Genomic DNA, 19,400 nt, shown 5'->3' with positions numbered 1-19,400 from the left:
TTATTTCTATTTATAGTTAATAGTTTGGTTTGTATTTGTACTAAATTTTCCCAGACCGGGCCATAAAAAATAAAACAACAATAGGCACTACAAGTAAGCCTATTACAAGAGTTTGTGTTTGGAAAAGTTCAGGTCTCTTACAAAGTGTAAATACGAGTCCGCCTATGGCACCGCCAAAGTGAGCGGTATGCCCTATGTTATCGGCCTTGGCTTTCATACCATAAATAGAATATATTAGGTATCCTAAACCAAAAATATATAGAGGCATTTTTAAAACAAAAAACAGGTAAATTTTCTGATCAGGATCTAACAATACCGCCGAATATATAACACCCATTACAGCCCCCGATGCCCCAATAGCCCTGTAGTGCAAATCGTTTTTATGAATAGAAAGCGTTAACAGATTACCACATATAAGGCTGGCAAAGTAAATAATAATGAAATTTATTACTCCAAGTTCATCAACTACCATTGGTGCAAATATGTAAAGTGTATACATATTAAAAATAAGGTGCATCGGATCAGCATGTAAAAACGCACTGGTAAACATCCTAAATTGTTCCCCTGCTCTTATACTGCCTATATGAAAGTCGTATTTCCTAAAGAAATAAACATTATCAAATCCCTTAAAGCTTATCAATGCGGTAATACCTATTATTACCCAAACAACTATATTTTCTATATCCATATTCAATTTTAAAGTGTAAATTTAACCAATAGTGATGAAACTTTTCTTACCATTTGAAGAAGAAAAGCTTAAATAAACCATAATAAAGTATATTTGTAAAAAATTTTGGAATGCAATTCTTAGCCTATATCATAGCCTATCCTATACTCTGGCTAATTTCTATACTACCTTTCAGGTTACTTTATTTATTATCTGATTTCGCTTATGTACTGGTATACCACGTAGTAGGGTACCGTAAAAAAACTGTGCGTCTTAACCTTGCCCTGTGCCTTCCGGAACTAACCGAAGCCCAACGTAAAAAAACCGAAAAGGAGTTTTACCGTCATTTTTGTGATACTATATTCGAAATGGCAAAAACAATGACCATTAGCGATAAGGAAATTGAAAAACGTTTTGTTTTTGAAAACATAGAACTTGTAAACGAATATGAAAAACAGGGCAAAAGCATTGCCTTATTTATAGGTCACTACGGGAGTTATGAATGGCTGCTAGCCATGAACAGGCATTTTACCACCCACAAAGGTTTTGGTATTTATAAAAAGCTTGCCAACCCGTATTTTGACAAAATGGTAAGACAACTGCGCGGAAGGCTTGGTGCCGAACTTATTGATACCAAAGAAAGTATACCTGTAATGAAAAACAATGCCCGCCAGGGAATACAGGGCATTTATGGTTTTATTAGTGACCAAAGCCCTAAAATATACCGCGTTCCCTACTGGGGGAAATTCTTCGGGATGGAAGTACCCGTACACGGTGGTGCCGAACTGCTTACCAAAAAGCTGGACATGAACGTAATTTACGTTAAGGGTGAAAAAATAAAACGCGGCCATTATAAAGCCACGTTTATTCCGTATGAGGGTAACCCTAAAGAAGTTCCTAACTTCGGGTTAACTGATATTTTCCTTCGTATGCTGGAAGACCAGATTAGAAAAGCTCCTGCTTATTACCTGTGGACGCATAAACGATTTAAAAACCGCCGTAACAATCCGCCGGGATATCCGCCTAAAGCTTAAACCAATTATCCACCATGTTTTGTACCACAGGCTGCGATTTTACGTGTGTAAACTCGTTGCTACTCCTGTTATAATCATACTCTTTACCCCACTCTTCGTGGTTTTTAGCCAGTTCTATAATACTCTTACACACATATTCAATCTCGGCATTGGTAGTAGTTGGATGAATAGACATTCTAATCCATCCCGGTTTTTGTATCAGGTCGCCTTCGGTAATCTTGTTTGTAAGGTAATGTGATTTCTCCTGGTCAACGTGTAGCAGGTAATGACCGTAAGTACCGGCACAACTGCATCCGCCACGGGTTTGAATACCAAACCTGTCGTTAAGTATTTTTACACCAAGGTTAAAGTGCAGGTTATCTATAAAAAACGAAATAACCCCTAGCCTTTCCTGATGTTGCGGAGCCAGTATATTTATGTTTTCTACCTCATTAAACTGAGTGAAAATATAGTCTATAATTTCATGTTCCCTTTTCAGCATGTTCTCTACCCCCATTTGCTCTTTTAGCTTAACGCAAAGTGCTGTTTTAATAACCTGAAGGAAGCCTGGTGTACCACCGTCTTCACGCTCCTCAATGTTATCAAGGTATTTGTGCTCACCCCAAGGATTGGTCCAGCTAACGGTGCCACCTCCCGGATGATCGGGAACCATGTTTTTGTATAATTTTTTGTTGAAGATAAGCACTCCCGATGTGCCTGGACCACCAAGAAACTTGTGCGGAGAGAAGAAAATAGCATCAAGGTAAGCCTCTTCATCTGCCGGGTGCATATCTATATTTACATAAGGTGCGCTGCAGGCAAAGTCTACAAAGCAAACACCGTTGTACTGGTGAACCAGTTTTGCTATTTCATGATACGGAGTCCTGATTCCTGTTACGTTAGAGCATCCTGTTACCGACGCTATTTTAAGCGTACGGTCTTTATGTTTCTCTAAAAGCGCCTTAAAGCTGTCAAGACAGATAAGCCCCTTCTCACATGCAGGAATAATCTCAACGCGGGCAATGGTTTCCAGCCATGAGGTTTGGTTAGAATGATGCTCCATGTGTGAAACGAATACCACAGGTCTTTTCTCCTCTGGTATAGTAGTGAATTCCTTTAGGTTTTCCGGTACTTTAAGTCCCAGTATCCTTTGGAATTTGTTTACCACTCCTGTCATACCACTACCATCGGTAATAAGCACGTCATCCTTTCCGGCATTAACATGGTGTTTTATAATGTGGCGTGCTTCATGGTAAGCATTTGTCATTGCCGTACCCGAAACAGTAGTTTCTGTATGGGTGTTAGCCACAAACGGGCCAAATTCGTTAAGCAGTTTTTCCTCTATAGGTCGGTACAGCCTGCCACTGGCAGTCCAGTCGGTATAAACAATTTTTTGTTTACCAAAGGGAGTGTCAAACTCCTGGTTAATACCTACAATATTATTACGGAACTTTTCAAAGTACTGTTCCATTTGTGTACCTAAAGTAGTGTTTGCAGCTTCTAACATTCTTGAGTCTTTATAAAGCGCAAATTTAGGAAAATTAAAACGTTATAGTCAATTACTTTTATAAACTAACGCCCCCTGTTTGTGATATTTATAAAAAAATACCGGAAAGCTTAGAATATTACACCTAAGCTACCGGCTCAACATATAAAAAACTATAATTAAAAATTATGAGAGTTATATTAGTAAAAGTCTCTTTTCCTATGGCGTTTTTTAAGATCCTTATAAATTAAAAAAGCAAGGTAGCATAGTAGCCCCACTGCCAGTATTGGAACAATGTAATCCATGTCAATCAGTTTTAGAGTTAGTAGTTTCGTGAAATGTGATTTGGTTTCAGTAAGGTGACCGACATGTAGAATGTAACGGGGCAAAACAGGCTATATTTTTAGCCAATTGCTTATTTATGAAAAGTATAACACGATTTTAAGGAAGACTGACAGCTTTTGTTAAAATCCTACAAAAAAAGGCAGGGGTACTAAACCCTGCCTATAACAATTGATTTTGTTTTCAACGCTGATTCTACTCAAATCTATTTCAGCGAAGCGGCTCAAATTTATAAAGACTTGTTAAATTTTTACGGAAATCCGTATTAAATTTATGTTAAAATTAAATATAAACTGTTTATTATGAGTGCATAGTATTTTTTTAACTATCAAAATATATTCTTAAGATTTGCTTAAGACACTGAAACACAAACAAATAAAACTGTAAGAAAAAGCTATCAATAAGTAATAAGCGAACCAAAGTTTATTCCGTTTTGAGAAGAAGTTTTTTTAGAAGTGTACTGTAAGTCAAAATTAGCATACGATATAAGCATCACTTTTTTGCTTCACTAAACGGGAATATGGAATTACGTTGCTCAACAGTAAGGTTATTGTTCCAGTCGCATTCGTATTTCTTTACAGTATCGTTTACCTGCGTAAAACCGTTTACAGCAATTAACAGGAAAGCTATAAGTACAACTATTTTTTTCATACCCTAATCTTCTTCTATACCGAATTTTACACCCTGAGCCTTAAAAAAATTGTGAAGTAACGTGAACTTTTCAATACAGGATGAATCATCACTATCCATAATAAATTCCAATAAAGCACTATAAATTAAATCATTCTTACCTTTTATTGCGCTAATTGAACTGCATTCAAAACAAATCTCAATACAGGCTATTATTTCATTTTTTTCGTTAAAAAATAATATGGCATTTCTGGGTTCATAACAACCGGTTAAACCAACAGATATAGGTCCTTTTTTTTCTTTATCGGTAGTATAATTAAACAATAAGTTTGATAATTGATTTATTCCGGTTTTAGTAAGCTCTATTTCCTCAGTAGAAAAGTAAACCCTTTTACGATCATCATTCTCAACAATCCATTTACTTAAAACCTGCGACCTGTAATATTTTGATGCGGCGGCTATGTCTAAACTATCCTCATTTATTTTGTTAATCATAAATAGGTGATTAGGGTAAGCTATTAAAACCACTCTTTTACTTTCACTAAACGGGAATATAGCATTGCGCTGCTCAACAGTGAGATGTTTATTCCAGCCACAAGTATAGGTTTTTAAAGAGTCGTAAGGAAAAACATCCTCATCATCCTGAGCATGGCTATATTGCAGTGTTAAAATAATAAGCAGGAATGGCAGTAAGGCTTTCATTTTCAGTTAAAGTGATTAGTTTTATCAATATAACGAAAAAGCATAAATGTTAATTATACAGGTATTCGAATATTCATATTTTAATTCCGTAAGAAATAAAAAATGAAAGCCCCGGTTGCTATATGTAACCGGGGCCATCATTAACCAATAATTAGTAAATACTAATTTACCACTAATAAAGATACACTAAAAAAGACAGACGCCCTATACGGAAAACCATATAAATATTTAAAAATCAAAACTTTAACTTCTATAACAGGAAAGTATTTACAAGAAAGGCACTTAGCAAATAAGTAGCTTAAGTACTGAGTGCTACACCTCCTTACATATAGATCCTTCCTACCGTCAGGATGACAACACCAGAGTAAGCAAACGGCACTAGGTTTTAAAGTCGTGAAGTAAATTACCGAAAGTGGCGTATAAAAGCATCTGCTGTTTGAGGCGATAGCCGTGAATCAAAAAAAGCCCCCCTGAAAAGGAAGGCTTTATATAATTTGATATTTAAATAGCTTATTAAATTCCCGCTACCTGTTTAATCTCATCTATAATCCTAACAGCAAGAGCATCGGCTTTGTCCTGTCCTTTGGCTTCGGTATAGATCCTGATAATAGGCTCGGTGTTTGATTTTCTAAGGTGTACCCACTCTTCAGCAAAATCAATTTTCACACCATCAATAGTAGAAATATCCTCGTTTGCATACTTAGTAGCCATAGCTTCTAAAATAGCATCTACATTAATTTGTGGCGTAAGCTCAATTTTATTTTTACTCATGTAGTACTGAGGGTAACTGGCTCTAAGAGCAGCAACACTCATATTCTTTCCGGCAAGGTACGTAAGGAAAAGGGCAACACCCACCAATGAATCACGACCATAGTGAAGCTCAGGGTAAATAATACCACCGTTACCTTCTCCACCTATAACGGCATTGTTTTTCTTCATCAGTTCCACAACATTAACCTCACCTACAGCGCTTGCCTCATAAGTACCACCGTGTTTTTCGGTAATATCCCTAAGCGCACGAGAAGATGACATGTTACTTACCGTGTTCCCCGGAGTTTTGCTCAATACATAATCGGCAACAGCCACAAGGGTATATTCTTCACCAAACATTTCTCCGTCATCGCTAATAAAAGCAAGTCGGTCTACATCCGGGTCAACCACAACACCAAAATGAGCTTTCTCCTTAACCACAAGCTCACAAATATCACCAAGGTGTTCCTTTAAAGGCTCAGGGTTGTGCGGGAAGTGTCCGTTTGGCTCGCAGTATAGCTTCACCACTTCTACTCCCATTTGTTCCAGTAGTTTTGGGATAATAACCCCACCCGATGAGTTTACACCATCTACCACTACTTTGAATTTGGCAGCCTTAACAGCCTCCACATCCACAAGCGGCAGGTTTAGTACCTCATCAATATGAATATCCATAAAAGCATCGTTTGATGTAATTTCGCCCAGATTATCTACATCGGCAAAATCAAACGCTTCACTTTCAGCAATCTCTAAAATCTTTGCACCATCGGCACCGCTTAGAAACTCCCCTTTTTCGTTAAGCAGTTTAAGTGCATTCCATTGTTTTGGGTTGTGGCTGGCAGTAAGTATAATACCACCATCTGCCTGCTCCAACGGAACGGCAACCTCAACCGTAGGCGTAGTAGAAAGGTCTAAATCAACCACATCTATACCAAGCCCTACAAGAGTGTTCATTACCAGGCTATGAATCATAGGTCCTGATATACGGGCATCGCGCCCTATAACTACAGTAAGTTTTTCTTTATTGCTTTGTGATTTTAACCACGTACCGTAAGCAGAGGCAAATTTTACGGCATCTACGGGAGTCAGGTTATCTCCGGTTTTACCACCTATGGTTCCCCTAATCCCTGATATTGATTTAATTAACGTCATTATAAAATTTAGTTAGTAGGTTCTTTTTTACACCACAAAGATAGCAATGCAGTTTTTTTAAGCTCAATCCTAAACATATTTTTAACTAACAAATTACGATAATCCCGTAATTGCCCGTTTTTACTATTGATTGCTATTAAACTTATCCCTAAATTGTGCCTATGAACTTTTTGGCACACATATACCTTTCGGGCGATAACGACCTTGTTAAAATAGGCAATTTCATGGCCGATGCCATACAGGGAAACAAAATAGACCACTTTCCGCCCGAAGTGCAAAAAGGCATACTGCTGCACAGAGCTATTGACAGCTATACCGATGCCCACCCTATTTTCCGACAGGGAACAAAAAGGCTGCATAAACACTACCATCACTATTCGGGGGTTATAATGGATATGTTTTACGACCACCTGCTGGCAAAAAACTGGAACAGGTACTGCAACACGCCCCTGCCCCAATATGCCGCCGCGTTTTACAAAAGCCTTGACGATAATTATGATATACTGGCACCCCGCACCCAGCGTATGATGGTACACCTTAAAAAGGAAGACTGGCTTAACAAGTATGCCACCATTGAGGGAATCAGTTTTATACTGATGCAAATGGACTATCGTACCAAGCACAAATCGGGCATGACAAACGCCGGAGTACAGCTACAGGAATATTATACCGAATACGAACAGGAATTTTTTGCCTTTTTTGAGGATATGCAGAAATTTGTAGCGGATAAAAAAACTGAACTGGGAATATGACATTCATACAGGAACTCACTTCCGGATTTGAAGCTAATACCAATGCCGAAAACGCACTGTACATGCACAATTACTTGCGCGGACTGTTTACTTTTTACGGATTGAAAACAAACGACAGGAGAGTTATATTTAAGGAAGCCTGCATTAACCATAAGAACGAGATTAAATCCGACTGCCGCAATATAGCCCGTGCTTTATATACCAAAGAAAAAAGAGATTACCACTACTGTGCTGTAGAGCTACTTACAAAAGAGCTTAAAAACAAGTTTGTAAAAAACGATATTCACCTTATAGAGTTCCTTATTATTAACCACTCCTGGTGGGATACTGTAGATACCATTGCCAAATATTTAGCGGGTGGTTACCTGCAGCAGTTCCCCGAAGAAACCACAGCCGTTATAAATCGTTTTTCCAACAGTGACAACATGTGGTTAAACCGTACGGCGATTCTGTTTCAGTTGGGATATAAAAAGGACACCAATCAGGCGATTTTGTTTGAGCAATGCCTTAAACACAAGGACAGCAAAGAGTTTTTTATACAAAAGGCAATAGGCTGGGCACTACGCGAGTACGGAAAAACCAACCCTGATGCCGTTAGGAAATTCGTAACAACAACAGCACTTAAACCCCTAAGCACGAGAGAAGCGTTAAAAAATTTATGATTTAGTCGAAAATAATTTACAAATGCAGTACCTTAGCGTTTTTATTTTTTCAATTATTTTCCTCAATTAAAATCTTGTGAAACGCAATGCCCAAAAGAACGATTTCTAAAATCAGATTATTTTTAAGAAATAACTTTAGGCGTCTTGAAACCCTGTTTTTTTTACTTAAAAGCCTTTTGTCCGAAAGGCATTTTATATACCTGTCGTGTGTACTGGTATCTATCACCACCGGGTTTGCGGTAATTATACTAAAAGGATTTGCCCATAATGTTTTCCGTTTTGCTAACTACGTAAACAGTTACCTTAAACTTCCGTTTATTAACAGTATACTGCCTATAGTGGGTATAGTGCTAACGGTATGGGTAGTGCGCAGGGTGCTTAACAATAAAATTGAGAAAGGAAGCTCACGCATACTCTATGCTGTGGCAAAAAAAGGCGGTATTATTCCGCGTACGCAAATGTATGCCCAAATATTAACCAGTTCCCTTACCGTAGGTTTGGGAGGATCGGCAGGACTTGAGTCGCCCATCACCATTACGGGTGCGGCCTTTGGGTCTAACTTTGCACAAAAATATAAGCTCTCTAAAAAAGACAGGATACTACTACTGGCCTGTGGTGTAGCTGCCGGTATTGCCGCAGCGTTTAACGCTCCTATTGCCGGGGTACTTTTTGCCATAGAAGTAGTACTTACCGATGTTACTATAACCGCCTTTATCCCAATTATGATATCGGCTGCTACAGGTGCACTGGTTTCTACCATTGTACTTAACGAAGAGGTATTACTTACATTTCCTAAAGAACAGTCGTTTGACTATCACAATATACATTACTACGTACTGCTGGGTATACTGGCAGGATTTGTATCGTTATACCATGCCCGTACGTTTCAGCGTATAGAAGAGCATTTTGCCCGTACTAAAATGGGACAGTACCGCAAGGCACTGTATGGAGCTATTCCGTTGGCAATACTTATTTTCTTTTTCCCTACCCTGTTTGGTGAAGGTTATGAGAGCCTTAAAGTACTATCCGGACTAAATCCCGAAGCCATTATGGAAAACACTCTTGTAGAAAGCCTTAAAGACAACGCCTGGATACTATTACTGTTTGCAGGGGTTACCATGATGTTAAAAGTATTTGCAACGGGACTAACACTTTCTTGTGGTGGTAATGGTGGTAACTTTGCCCCTTCCCTTTTTGTAGGATCTTATCTTGGTTTCTTTGTTGCCAAGCTTATAACGCTTACCGGGCTGGATAAAGACCTGCCCGTGGGTAACTTTACCATAGTAGGTATGGCGGGTATTTTGAGCGGACTTTTCCATGCACCGCTTACAGCCATATTCCTTATTGGGGAGATTACCGGAGGTTACAGCCTGATGCTTCCGCTAATGATAGTGTCTTCCATCAGTTTTGCAGTATCAAAACAGTTTGAGGTACACTCAATGGACGTAAAACACCTGGCCGACAAGGGTGAGGTATTTACATCTGACAAAGACAGAAACGTACTTAACTCTATTGACATACTTAACGTAGTGACTACCGATGTTCCTACGCTGTTGCCTACCCAAACACCAGACGATGTTATACAACTGCTAAGTACCACTAACCAGAGTATTTTTGCCGTGGTAGACGAGAAAAAACGACTGGTAGGTATGATAGACTTTAACACCATAAGGCACATAGCCTTTAGTCCGTTTAAAATAAAGTACTCCAAACTGGAAGAACTTATGAGTCCGGTGGGCGATACTGTATCGCTGGAAGATTCGGTAGAAATGATAATGGATAAGTTTGATGCCACTAAGGCAGAATACTACCCTATATTGAAAGACGATAAGTTTTACGGATTGGTATTCAAGTCAAAAATCCTGAAAGACTACAGGGATAAGCATATCGAAATGATTATTGAGTAACAGTATTATGCATTGTTAGCACCCCATTGCGATAAAACCACTTTAGGTTCGGTAAGTTCCAGTTCCTTGGTAATGGCGTGTATATCCCTAAAAAGGTTAGCTCCTTTCTGTTCGGTTACCACACATTTTACGCTGTAAGAATCGTTATTTTTATTTTCAACCTCAACAAGATCTATTAGTTTCTTACTACTTGGTATTATAGGCTTACCTATTACCTTATCCTTATAATAATCAACCAGGTAAACCGCTTCTTTGTAACTGTACATAATATTCGATTTTAGTAAATGTACATAAAAGCTATTGGAAATAAGAATTTTGAGCAGGTTAATTGAGAAAACAAGATTTATAAACATCTCTCTAATACAAGAGAATTATACATTTACCGTTAGGTAATAAACAGTTGTTTGTTTATGAAAAACACCTTACTCAAAACTTTTACAGTAGTATTTATAAGCACCCTGCTTACAGGTTGTTCGCACACTGTTGTATATAAAAATGCTACCATCTGTGATTTTATAATTTATAATGAAAAAATGGGGACAGGCTATGAAGGTTTACCCGAACATATAACCAAACAGGTTGATTATTTTAATACTGCCACAAATGATATAGATATTTTACAAATCAAATTCATTAACGGTTGTTTTGATAGCCAAGTAGAGTACAAACGTATATCATTATATAATAACAACCTAACAGGTACAGATAACGGAAAAAATCTCATTTTTACCGCAGATGAAGTGACTGAATTTTTAATGACTTTTAAAAATGTACCTGCCAAAAACACATGTATATTGTCGCTTTCAAACCAATCTACTCTTCACGTTAGAGACACCTACTATATTAAAATTAAGGGAAAGGAAGTATATTCTTTCTCCTTTGACAGACACCTTGATAAAATTGTAAAAGCAGGAAGGGAAGAACTGTTTAAATATGCAAATTATATTAATACCCTAAAAGCTACAGAGTAACCATAGACTATTCCTTATAGGTCCAAAAATTAATTTCGCTGCGAGATCCCAAACTAATCATTTTAAGGAACATTGTTACTCCGTCTTTTTTCCAACAGGCTTTCATCCTTTCACCCGACTCTGTGCTAAACGGTTGTCCTACACTATTTGTAATGAGGCTAAAAAGTTCTTCAAATTTATAATCCATTACTTCTTCGTTATCACTTTTCCATTTTATCAAAAACGTTTTTATGCTTTTATCCTGCTCAGTATAATAGTAGTGAGAACTAATGGTAATACCTAAATCGGTTGCTTTTATATAAATGCGGGGTGTTTCTAAAATAAAGTTTTCTTTATTAGGATAATAATCTTTCCCAATAGAGATTTTATGTTTCTGTGTTTTATTTACAGCACCAACCCCTTCCTCAGTCTGTTCAATTTTATCAAGGTAAACAGCTCCTTTACTTTTCAGGTTATAATTAAGTAAGCTGGTAAACACTTCCATATCCTGTTCATCGGTTAACAGCTTTTCAGAATAAGTATTTACAAGAGTAACAAGGTTAATGGTATCCCCGTCTACATTAATTAAACTGTACTTGTTTTTAATTTTTTCGTTGCCCTCATTTAATGTAAAATGCTGTACAGTATCCATTTTACCATCATTTAAAGTAGCGATAACAGCACTTTTGTCATCAATAATAAAATGATGTAACTTATTACGATATATAAACGATGTTGCGATATGCGGTCCTTTAAACCACTTGTCTCCACCTGTCTCATAAAGTAGCTTTAAACCTTTTTCAGACGTGTTAGTATATATCTCTCCTTTCTCTACAACTGCCTTATAAGATGTTTGCTCAGTTACCGGTTTTAGCTTCTCAGGATCATCAACCGAAAGTATTTTATCGATCGAAACAAGGTAGTAAACACCTTTGTGTTCTATAACATTTTCAGTATTGGTAGCAACCTCATATTCTGTCCCCGTTTTTTTATTAAAAAACCAAAGATTTTCACCCCATTCCCCATAATAAAGATAATTTACCATGTATTTTTTATTTTCAAAAACCAGGTTATAAGGCGCTTCATGCTTATGCCACTGCCTGTTCACCTCATCCAGATAAAAAGTAGTATAATTATCTGTTTTAATGATTACAGTATCGTTAACAGCATAAAAATCAAAATTTAGAGTATTCATTTTATCATGAACAGTAATATTATCCAATTCTTTTCCTTCACGAGACAAAATGTAAAACTCCCTGTAAGGATCTGAGCTATATGGCAAATTATCACTATCAGTAAAGCAATAATACTTATCCTTAAAAAAGATGGCTCTCCTCAAAGACCCTTTAAGGTTAACCGGTATGGTATCATACGATATTTTAAACTGCTGAGCTTTTGTTGCTGTAAAACACAAAAAGAAAAGTAAGGTTGTTAGCGTGGCTTTCATATAACTGAATAAGAATCGTCTAATATAATAATTAATATTAATCGTTTTATGATTACTCCACACACTAACAATAACTTTACTGCTAATAAATAGATTCTTTTATTAAGAATGAAAAGCAAATATCCCGCTATCTTTGCACATATTTTATAACATCATTCACGTTCATGCCAATAAAAAAGATTAAAAAAACCTATCGCAAAACCCGCTACGTTTTATACAGGGAAACTTTAGTAGACTTTAGAGAACATTTTTGGGCTTTTACAGGCTCATTTATAGGTTTAGGTATAATCGCCTATCTGCAGTACGGATTAATACCTGAAAGAGAGTTGGTGTTCTTAATAGGATCTTTTGGAGCTACCTGCGTATTGGTATATGGAGTAATTGAGAGTCCGTTAGCACAGCCGCGTAACTTAATTGGCGGACACGTTATATCGGCTATAATTGGCGTAACGGTACAAAAAATATTCCCCGATTTGCTATGGGTCGCCGCTCCGCTTGCCGTATCATTATCCATTGTAATGATGCAAATAACCAAAACCCTGCACCCACCCGGTGGTGCAACAGCATTAATCGCAGCAACAGCATCACCACAAATAAAGGCACTGGGCTATATGTATGTGCTATCACCTGTACTATCAGGATGTTTAATACTGCTTGCCATAGCACTTATTTTTAATAACCTTACCCCTTACAGAAAGTACCCATCGCACACCGCCCGAAAAAAATACAAGCAGATATACAAAAGGCTAACCCAAAAAAAGTAAATCGGTTATTGTTTTAAAAGAGATCCTTCCTAATGTCAGGATGACAACAGCAAGAGCAAACAAACGGCATTAGGTTTTGATGGCGTGAAGTAAATTAGTGAAAGAGGCGTAAAAAAGCATCTGCTGTTTGAGGCGAGAGCCGAGTTCAGATGGTTTAGCCGAAAGAAGTAATTTATAGCCTGAGAAACCATAGCCTTTACTTTTTCGTTCTTTTGTGTCAAGACAAAAGGACAAAACCTCAACTGTCATCGAGAAGTAATCTAATAGAGATTCCTCCATTGCACTATCGCTTCAGTCGGAATGGAAAAGAGATCCTTCCTAACGTCAGGATGACAAGTAAGAGTAAGCAAACGGCATTAGGTTTTGATGGCGTAAAGTAAATTAGCAAAAGAGGCGTAAAAAAGCATCTGCTGTTTGAGGAGGCTAGAGCCGAGTTCAGATGGTTTAGCCGAAAGAGGTAATTTATAGCCTGAGAAACCATAGCCTTGACTTTTTCGTTCTTTTGTGTCAAGACAAAAGAATAGTTTAAGATTGCTTCGCAGGCTCACAATTACAACACCGTATGTCATTTCGACCGCGAAGATTCCTCACTTCATTACATTACGTATCGGAATGACAGAATGAGTGATTTTTCAATCTTTAATCTTTAAATTAACCCCAATAAAAAAGGCTGCCAAAGCAGCCTTTTTAAAATATTACTTGTTACCTTTTTCGTAGTCGGCAATAAACTGAGCCAAACCACTATCGGTAAGTGGGTGTTTTAATAAACCTGTAATTGCACTTAGAGGACCTGTCATAACATCGGCACCAATTTTAGCACAATTCACAATATGCATAGTGTGACGTACAGATGCAGCAAGAATTTCTGTTTCATAACCGTAGTTATCATAGATAAGACGGATATCTTCGATAAGTGTTAAACCATCTGTAGAGATATCATCCAGACGACCGATAAACGGAGACACATAAGTAGCACCTGCCTTAGCAGCAAGTAAAGCCTGACCCACAGAGAAAACAAGCGTTACGTTTGTTTTGATACCTTTATCAGAGAAATACTTAGCAGCCTTAACACCATCTTTAGTCATAGGTATTTTAACCACAATTTGCTCGTGTAGTTCGGCAAGCTCTTCACCTTCTTTAATCATACCTTCAAAATCGGTAGCGATAACCTCAGCGCTTACGTCGCCGTCTACAATATTACAGATGTCAACATAATGTTTCAAAATGTTGTTTCTGCCTGTAATGCCTTCTTTCGCCATTAGAGATGGGTTAGTTGTAACTCCGTCTAAAACGCCAAGCTCCTGAGCTTCCTTAATCTGGTCAAGATTAGCTGTGTCAATAAAAAATTTCATGTTCTTACTTTAAAATATGTTCTGGAAAATTTTTTTACAAAACTACAATTTATAATGATTCATTAACAACTTTTCATACACTTTATCAGGCAGTAACCTTTTTAAAACGATAGAAAACTTTTGCATAAATGCCCCTACCTTGTAGTGTACTTTAGGGTTAGGGTCTTTCATTATAGAGTAAACCGCTTCGGCCATTTCAAGCGGATTGCTGCCACCGTACACATGCTCGTTCATCATATTAAGCGTATTACCGTATGGGGTTTCGTATGGCGAACCCTTTACAAGCGGAGCATGGTAACGCCCTGCTGCAATGTTTGTAGCAAAATCGCCCGGTGCAATATTAGTGATGGTAACCCCAAAACCTTTAACCTCCATACGAAGACCTTCGGTAATAAGTTCCAGTGCCCCTTTTGAAGCCGAATAAACACTGCGGTATGGCAGCCCCATGTATCCGGCAATAGAAGTAACGTTGATTATGAGTCCGCTTTTCTGCTCACGCATTTGCGGCATTACAGCTTTCATCACTTCAATCGGTCCAAAAACATTGGTTTCAAAGTTGTTTCTAATTTCATCGGCAGGGATTTCCTCAAGCGGCCCCGTAATACCCACTCCGGCATTATTAATAAGCACGTCCAGCCTACCCTCTTTCTCTATTACTTCGGCAACTGCAGCCTTAATAGTAGCAGCATCACGAACATCAAGCGCCACAAGCGGAAACTTAGAGCCTGTTACCCTTTTCGGGTTACGGCTTGTACCATAAACGGTATATCCTTTTTCAGATAAAAATTCGCCTATGGATTTCCCTATACCCGAAGATCCTCCGGTAATAAAAACAACTCTCTTCATTATTGGTTAATTGGAGATTTATAATTGAATGGCGAAAATACGGATTTTAAGTTAAAGACAATTAGATAATAAATGTGTACCGAAACACTATTTTAAATGATGCATTTTAAATGAGATCCTTCATAACATCAGGATGACAACCTTATGTGTCATTACGAGGAGGAACGACGAAGTAATCAAAAAGAGATTCCTCCATTACGCTATCGCTTCAGTCGGAATGGAAGAGAGAGATCCTTCCTTCGTCAGGATGACAGCACGAGTAAGCAAACGGCATTAGGTTTTGAACCTTTTTATTCTTTTGTGACAAGACAAAAGAATAACTAACCCTATAAACAAAAAAATCTCCCATTGGGAGACCGCTTTTATAAAAGAAAAAAATGGCAAGCGACCTACATCGCACCGCTACAACCGTATACCTTTGCTGCGTTCCCGCCCTGGAGGATTCTACAGGAGCTGGTCGTGTAGGACTTGCCGGTGCAAATATACAATCTTTTTGTATTTTCGCAAAGGTCATTGCCAATTGTAAAATACAATTGTATATTGTAATCACTATTAATAAAACCATGAAAAAACATAACTTATTAGCATTCATTTTATTGGGAGCTGCCGCAATGAGCTGTGACGGCAAAAAAAATTCTCAAAAAAATTTATTTAAGCTCGATACTACAGGCCTAAAACAGCTATATCACCCTAACGAAACGTTTCCTTTAGGTATAGAAAACCCTAAAAATGCAACTATCGACTCGGTTATTTACTACATAAACGACACTAAAGTGGGTAGCGTTACCGGAAACACTAAACTGGATTTTAAATTTGAAAATGAAAAATTCGGGTACAAAAACATTAAAGCACTTGTTTATAGTGACGGTGATAACAGCGAAGTTACAGGGCGTGTAGAACTAGGCAGTGGCGTTACACCTACCAAACTGGAGTACGAACTGGTTAACACCTACCCTCACGATATGCAGGCCTACACACAGGGACTGGAATTTTACCGTGATACGCTTATTGAAAGTACCGGAAGACGCGGACTATCTACTCTTCGAAAAACCAACTATAAAACCGGAGAGGTATACAAAAAAACCGAACTGGAAGGCAAATACTTTGGTGAAGGCATCACCGTAGTAGACAATAAAATATACATGCTAACATGGCAAAGCCGCACCGGGTTTGTGTATAATGCCGATACTTTTGAAAGACTTGAAGAATTTAAATACTTCAAAGAGATTGAAGGCTGGGGACTTACTCACGATGACAGCAAGTATATATATATGAGTGACGGTACCGAAAAGATTTGGAAACTGGACCCTAAAACCCTTAAGGAGATTGATTATGTAAATGTATATACTACTAACAGTAAAATCAAATCGGTTAACGAGCTGGAGTGGATAGAAGGTAAAATATACGGTAACGTATACCAAACAGACGGTATCGCCGTAATAGACCCTGCTACCGGAGCTGTAGAACATATACTGGATATAAGTCCGCTTAAAAAACAGGTAACCATGCACCCTGATATGGATGTACTAAACGGTATTGCCTACAACCCTAAAACCAAAACCATTTTTATTACCGGTAAAAACTGGGACAAAATGTTTGAAATTAGGGTAAAACCATAAAAAACTGATTTTACATCGTTATATATAAGCTCCCCTTTGGGGAGCTTTTTATTTATCTTCAACTTATATATTACGGCACAAACAGATAAACTTTTGCTATTTTTGAATGTAACCTTATTACCATGAAAAACGTCACCTTACTCCTTCTGTTTTTTATCTCTGTGGCTTGTTATTCACAAAGTATAACACTAAAGCCATTAGGACCTATGGACCAGCCCTATCCAATAATTAATTTTTTACCAAAAACAGAAAATGACAGTAATACTTATATCACAAACAGTTTTTTCAATTACACCTTTTATTTAGACAATACTACTTACAACAAGTTATTTGATTACATCGAAAAATATAATTCTGACCCCGAATATCTAAACTTATCCTATTTCCCTGGAGGTACGTATAGTATTAATTATACTAATACAAACTCAAAAACTACAACTAAAATAGTAATGGGACATAAAAAGAGTGAGCAGTTTTTTAGAAAGATTAAAAAACTAACCCGAAAGCACAACGAAGAACTTAAATCTGAAATATCAGATTTGATTGACCGATTAAAGTAATACTTAAAATGAAAAAACCAACACTTCTTTTAGTTATTCCCTTAACAATAATAACCTTTACATTTTTAACTCCATAACTCCCAATCAAACCATTTATAAAAATACCACCTGAAAATCAATAAAATATCTGTTAAAAACATAGCCTTTTATGGGATTCCTTCTTTTATCTCAACGTTGAGATATTTATATTTGTTTACCTAAGCAATAACAAATACCCAAAAAAACTATGCAAACCGATTTCAAAATTACACACCAAACAGTGGTTAATGCCCATGTTAGTGATGTATGGAAAGCCCTTACCGACCCCAAAATGGTTAGGCAGTATTTTTTTGGCTCCAATCTCGAAACCACATGGAAAGTAGGAAAGCCCATTCGTTTTTATGGCGAATATAAAGGCACACGTTATGAAGACAAAGGTATTGTACTGGAGTATAACGAAAACGAAAACCTCTCTTACAGCTATCACAGCAGCTGGACTGCTCTGCCCGATGAGCCTCATCACTACCTTAAGGTTTCATATAAGGTAAAAAAAATTCCCGGAGGAACAGAACTCACCATATCACAAACCAATTACGACGAAGAAAAAGCCCTACACTCCCTGCAAAACTGGGAAGTAGTAACCAACAGACTTAAAGAACTCATTGAACAGTAAGGTATTTCTATTATTTTAAATTGTGAATTTTAAATTTTAAATGAGATCCTTCCTATCGTCAGGATGACAAACCGTTACTGTCATTACAAGTAGGAACGATGAAGTAATCTAGAAGAGGTTCCTCCGTTACGCTATCGCTTCAGTCGGAATGGAAAAGAGATCCTTCCTAACTTCAGGATGACAACACCGGAGTAAGCAAACGGCATTAGGTTTTGAAGGCGTGAAGTAAAATAGTGAAAGAGGCGTAAAAAAGCATCTGCTGTTTGAGGCTACAGCCGAGTTCAGATGGTTTAGCCGAAAGAAGTAATTTATAGCCTGAGAAACCATAGCCTTGACCTTTTCGTTCTTTTGTGTCAAGACAAAAGGACAATAAACAACATTATTATAAATAATGAATTTCAAATTTTGAATGAGATCCTTCTCGTCGTCAGGATGACAAAAAAATAAAAAAGCCCCGATTATCAATCGGGGCTTTTTACATAAATCAACTTAAACCAAACCATACACTGATTAAATCATGTATATGAAATCCAAACTATTTTAATTGTGCATTAATACAGTATCAATTACATGTATAACACCATTTTTCTGATTCACATCGGCAATAGTAATTTTAGCTCTTCCGCCTTTCTCATCCATAACCCATACATCACTACCATCAAGCATAAAAGTAAGTTCGCCACCCTGTACTGTTTTTGCAACATACTTACCATTACCTTTCTTAATAGCCTTAACAACATCGGCAGCACTCCATTTACCAGCCACCACATGATAAGTTAATACGCTTTGAAGTAATGCTTTGTTTTCGGGTTTTAAAAGGGTCTCTACAGTTCCTTTAGGTAATTTTTCAAAAGCTTCGTTTGTTGGCGCAAACACGGTAAACGGTCCGTCACCTTTAAGGGTTTCTACCAGTCCGGCAGCTTTAACTGCCGCTACCAGGGTAGTATGATCCTTAGAGTTTACGGCATTATCTACAATATCTTTAGTAGGATACATGGGCGCTCCACCCACCATAACAGTTTTTTGCGCATAGGAAACCGTACCTAAAAGCAGCATAAAAGCCACTATTGCAATCGGATAAATTCTTTTAAGGTTTTTCATAATTGGAAAAATTAACGTTTTATAGGAAGATTTACGTCGTTCATCG

At 37.5% G+C, this 19,400-nt stretch carries 19 protein-coding genes and 1 other RNA gene; 9 read left to right on the top strand and 11 right to left on the bottom strand.

The annotated features are described in order from the left end of the window. Window positions 1-40: 40 nt before the first annotated feature. A complete protein-coding gene (locus V3Z67_RS13665; protein WP_330443836.1) occupies window positions 41-688 on the bottom strand; it encodes a rhomboid family intramembrane serine protease in 648 nt (215 codons plus the stop codon). A gap of 110 nt (window positions 689-798) precedes the next feature. Between V3Z67_RS13665 and V3Z67_RS13660 the strand changes: the two genes are divergently transcribed. Further along, window positions 799-1,701 carry a lysophospholipid acyltransferase family protein gene (locus V3Z67_RS13660; protein WP_330443835.1) on the top strand — a complete coding sequence of 301 codons (903 nt, stop codon included), beginning with the start codon at window positions 799-801 and terminating at the stop codon, window positions 1,699-1,701. Here V3Z67_RS13660 and V3Z67_RS13655 read toward each other — a convergent pair. The 4 genes from V3Z67_RS13655 to glmM all read right to left on the bottom strand — a co-directional run bounded on the left by V3Z67_RS13655 (window position 1,691) and on the right by glmM (window position 6,742). Beyond that, window positions 1,691-3,187 (bottom strand): aminotransferase class V-fold PLP-dependent enzyme, encoded by a 1,497-nt coding sequence (locus V3Z67_RS13655; protein WP_330443834.1) that lies wholly within the window; start codon window positions 3,185-3,187, stop codon window positions 1,691-1,693. The genes V3Z67_RS13660 and V3Z67_RS13655 overlap by 11 nt on opposite strands. A gap of 813 nt (window positions 3,188-4,000) precedes the next feature. After that, window positions 4,001-4,159: a hypothetical protein gene (locus V3Z67_RS13650; RefSeq protein WP_330443833.1), complete on the bottom strand. Its 159-nt coding sequence runs from the start codon at window positions 4,157-4,159 to the stop codon at window positions 4,001-4,003. A gap of 3 nt (window positions 4,160-4,162) precedes the next feature. Beyond that, complete coding sequence (locus V3Z67_RS13645; protein ID WP_330443832.1) at window positions 4,163-4,840, bottom strand: hypothetical protein; 678 nt, start codon at window positions 4,838-4,840, stop codon at window positions 4,163-4,165. A 513-nt stretch (window positions 4,841-5,353) separates the two neighbouring features. Continuing rightward, window positions 5,354-6,742 (bottom strand): phosphoglucosamine mutase, encoded by a 1,389-nt coding sequence (glmM, locus tag V3Z67_RS13640; protein ID WP_157483645.1) that lies wholly within the window; start codon window positions 6,740-6,742, stop codon window positions 5,354-5,356. A 161-nt stretch (window positions 6,743-6,903) separates the two neighbouring features. On the opposite strand from glmM, the gene V3Z67_RS13635 reads away from it, so the two are divergent. The 3 genes from V3Z67_RS13635 (at window position 6,904) to V3Z67_RS13625 (ending at window position 10,063) form a co-directional block, all read left to right on the top strand. Beyond that, window positions 6,904-7,494 (top strand): acyl carrier protein phosphodiesterase, encoded by a 591-nt coding sequence (locus V3Z67_RS13635; RefSeq protein WP_330443831.1) that lies wholly within the window; start codon window positions 6,904-6,906, stop codon window positions 7,492-7,494. Further along, window positions 7,491-8,156 (top strand): DNA alkylation repair protein, encoded by a 666-nt coding sequence (locus V3Z67_RS13630; protein ID WP_330443830.1) that lies wholly within the window; start codon window positions 7,491-7,493, stop codon window positions 8,154-8,156. The genes V3Z67_RS13635 and V3Z67_RS13630 overlap by 4 nt, the downstream gene beginning before the upstream one ends. An 86-nt stretch (window positions 8,157-8,242) precedes the next feature. Next, entirely contained in the window at window positions 8,243-10,063 is a 1,821-nt protein-coding gene (locus V3Z67_RS13625) for a chloride channel protein (RefSeq protein ID WP_330443829.1), read from the top strand. A gap of 5 nt (window positions 10,064-10,068) precedes the next feature. Here V3Z67_RS13625 and V3Z67_RS13620 read toward each other — a convergent pair whose 3' ends face one another. After that, window positions 10,069-10,329: a hypothetical protein gene (locus tag V3Z67_RS13620; protein ID WP_330443828.1), complete on the bottom strand. Its 261-nt coding sequence runs from the start codon at window positions 10,327-10,329 to the stop codon at window positions 10,069-10,071. 144 nt (window positions 10,330-10,473) lie between these two features. Here V3Z67_RS13620 and V3Z67_RS13615 point away from each other — a divergent pair, with 144 nt between their 5' ends. Next, window positions 10,474-11,034 carry a hypothetical protein gene (locus tag V3Z67_RS13615; protein ID WP_330443827.1) on the top strand — a complete coding sequence of 187 codons (561 nt, stop codon included), beginning with the start codon at window positions 10,474-10,476 and terminating at the stop codon, window positions 11,032-11,034. Between the two features lie 7 nt (window positions 11,035-11,041). Here the strand turns inward: V3Z67_RS13615 and V3Z67_RS13610 are convergent, their stop codons facing one another. Further along, on the bottom strand, window positions 11,042-12,460 hold the full coding sequence (locus V3Z67_RS13610; RefSeq protein WP_330443826.1) for a hypothetical protein: 1,419 nt from the start codon (window positions 12,458-12,460) through the stop codon (window positions 11,042-11,044). Window positions 12,461-12,624: 164 nt separating this feature from the next. On the opposite strand from V3Z67_RS13610, the gene V3Z67_RS13605 reads away from it, so the two are divergent. Then, a complete protein-coding gene (locus tag V3Z67_RS13605) occupies window positions 12,625-13,224 on the top strand; it encodes an HPP family protein (RefSeq protein WP_330443825.1) in 600 nt (199 codons plus the stop codon). Window positions 13,225-13,919: 695 nt separating this feature from the next. On the opposite strand, the gene fsa is transcribed toward V3Z67_RS13605, so the two are convergent. The 3 genes from fsa to ffs all read right to left on the bottom strand — a co-directional run bounded on the left by fsa (window position 13,920) and on the right by ffs (window position 15,896). Next, entirely contained in the window at window positions 13,920-14,576 is a 657-nt protein-coding gene (gene fsa / locus V3Z67_RS13600) for a fructose-6-phosphate aldolase (protein ID WP_330443824.1), read from the bottom strand. 42 nt (window positions 14,577-14,618) lie between these two features. Beyond that, the gene (locus tag V3Z67_RS13595) at window positions 14,619-15,422 is read right to left on the bottom strand and encodes an SDR family oxidoreductase (RefSeq protein WP_330443823.1); all 804 of its coding nucleotides are present in this window, start codon (window positions 15,420-15,422) and stop codon (window positions 14,619-14,621) included. A 375-nt stretch (window positions 15,423-15,797) separates the two neighbouring features. Next, an RNA gene (gene ffs, locus V3Z67_RS13590) (signal recognition particle sRNA small type) lies at window positions 15,798-15,896 on the bottom strand. An 89-nt stretch (window positions 15,897-15,985) separates the two neighbouring features. Here ffs and V3Z67_RS13585 point away from each other — a divergent pair. From V3Z67_RS13585 to V3Z67_RS13575, 3 genes are all read left to right on the top strand, one after another. Beyond that, window positions 15,986-17,041 (top strand): glutaminyl-peptide cyclotransferase, encoded by a 1,056-nt coding sequence (locus V3Z67_RS13585; protein WP_330443822.1) that lies wholly within the window; start codon window positions 15,986-15,988, stop codon window positions 17,039-17,041. Window positions 17,042-17,163: 122 nt separating this feature from the next. Further along, window positions 17,164-17,601 (top strand): hypothetical protein, encoded by a 438-nt coding sequence (locus V3Z67_RS13580; RefSeq protein ID WP_330443821.1) that lies wholly within the window; start codon window positions 17,164-17,166, stop codon window positions 17,599-17,601. 226 nt (window positions 17,602-17,827) lie between these two features. Then, entirely contained in the window at window positions 17,828-18,253 is a 426-nt protein-coding gene (locus tag V3Z67_RS13575; RefSeq protein WP_330443820.1) for an SRPBCC family protein, read from the top strand. 540 nt (window positions 18,254-18,793) lie between these two features. Here V3Z67_RS13575 and V3Z67_RS13570 read toward each other — a convergent pair. Continuing rightward, window positions 18,794-19,354 (bottom strand): fasciclin domain-containing protein, encoded by a 561-nt coding sequence (locus V3Z67_RS13570; protein WP_330443819.1) that lies wholly within the window; start codon window positions 19,352-19,354, stop codon window positions 18,794-18,796. Window positions 19,355-19,400: the final 46 nt, after the last annotated feature.

Origin of the sequence: Flavobacterium sp. C4GT6 (assembly GCF_036347315.1) — a bacterium.
Lineage (GTDB): Bacteria > Bacteroidota > Bacteroidia > Flavobacteriales > Flavobacteriaceae > Flavobacterium.
This window is presented reverse-complemented; position numbering and strand designations above follow the sequence as displayed.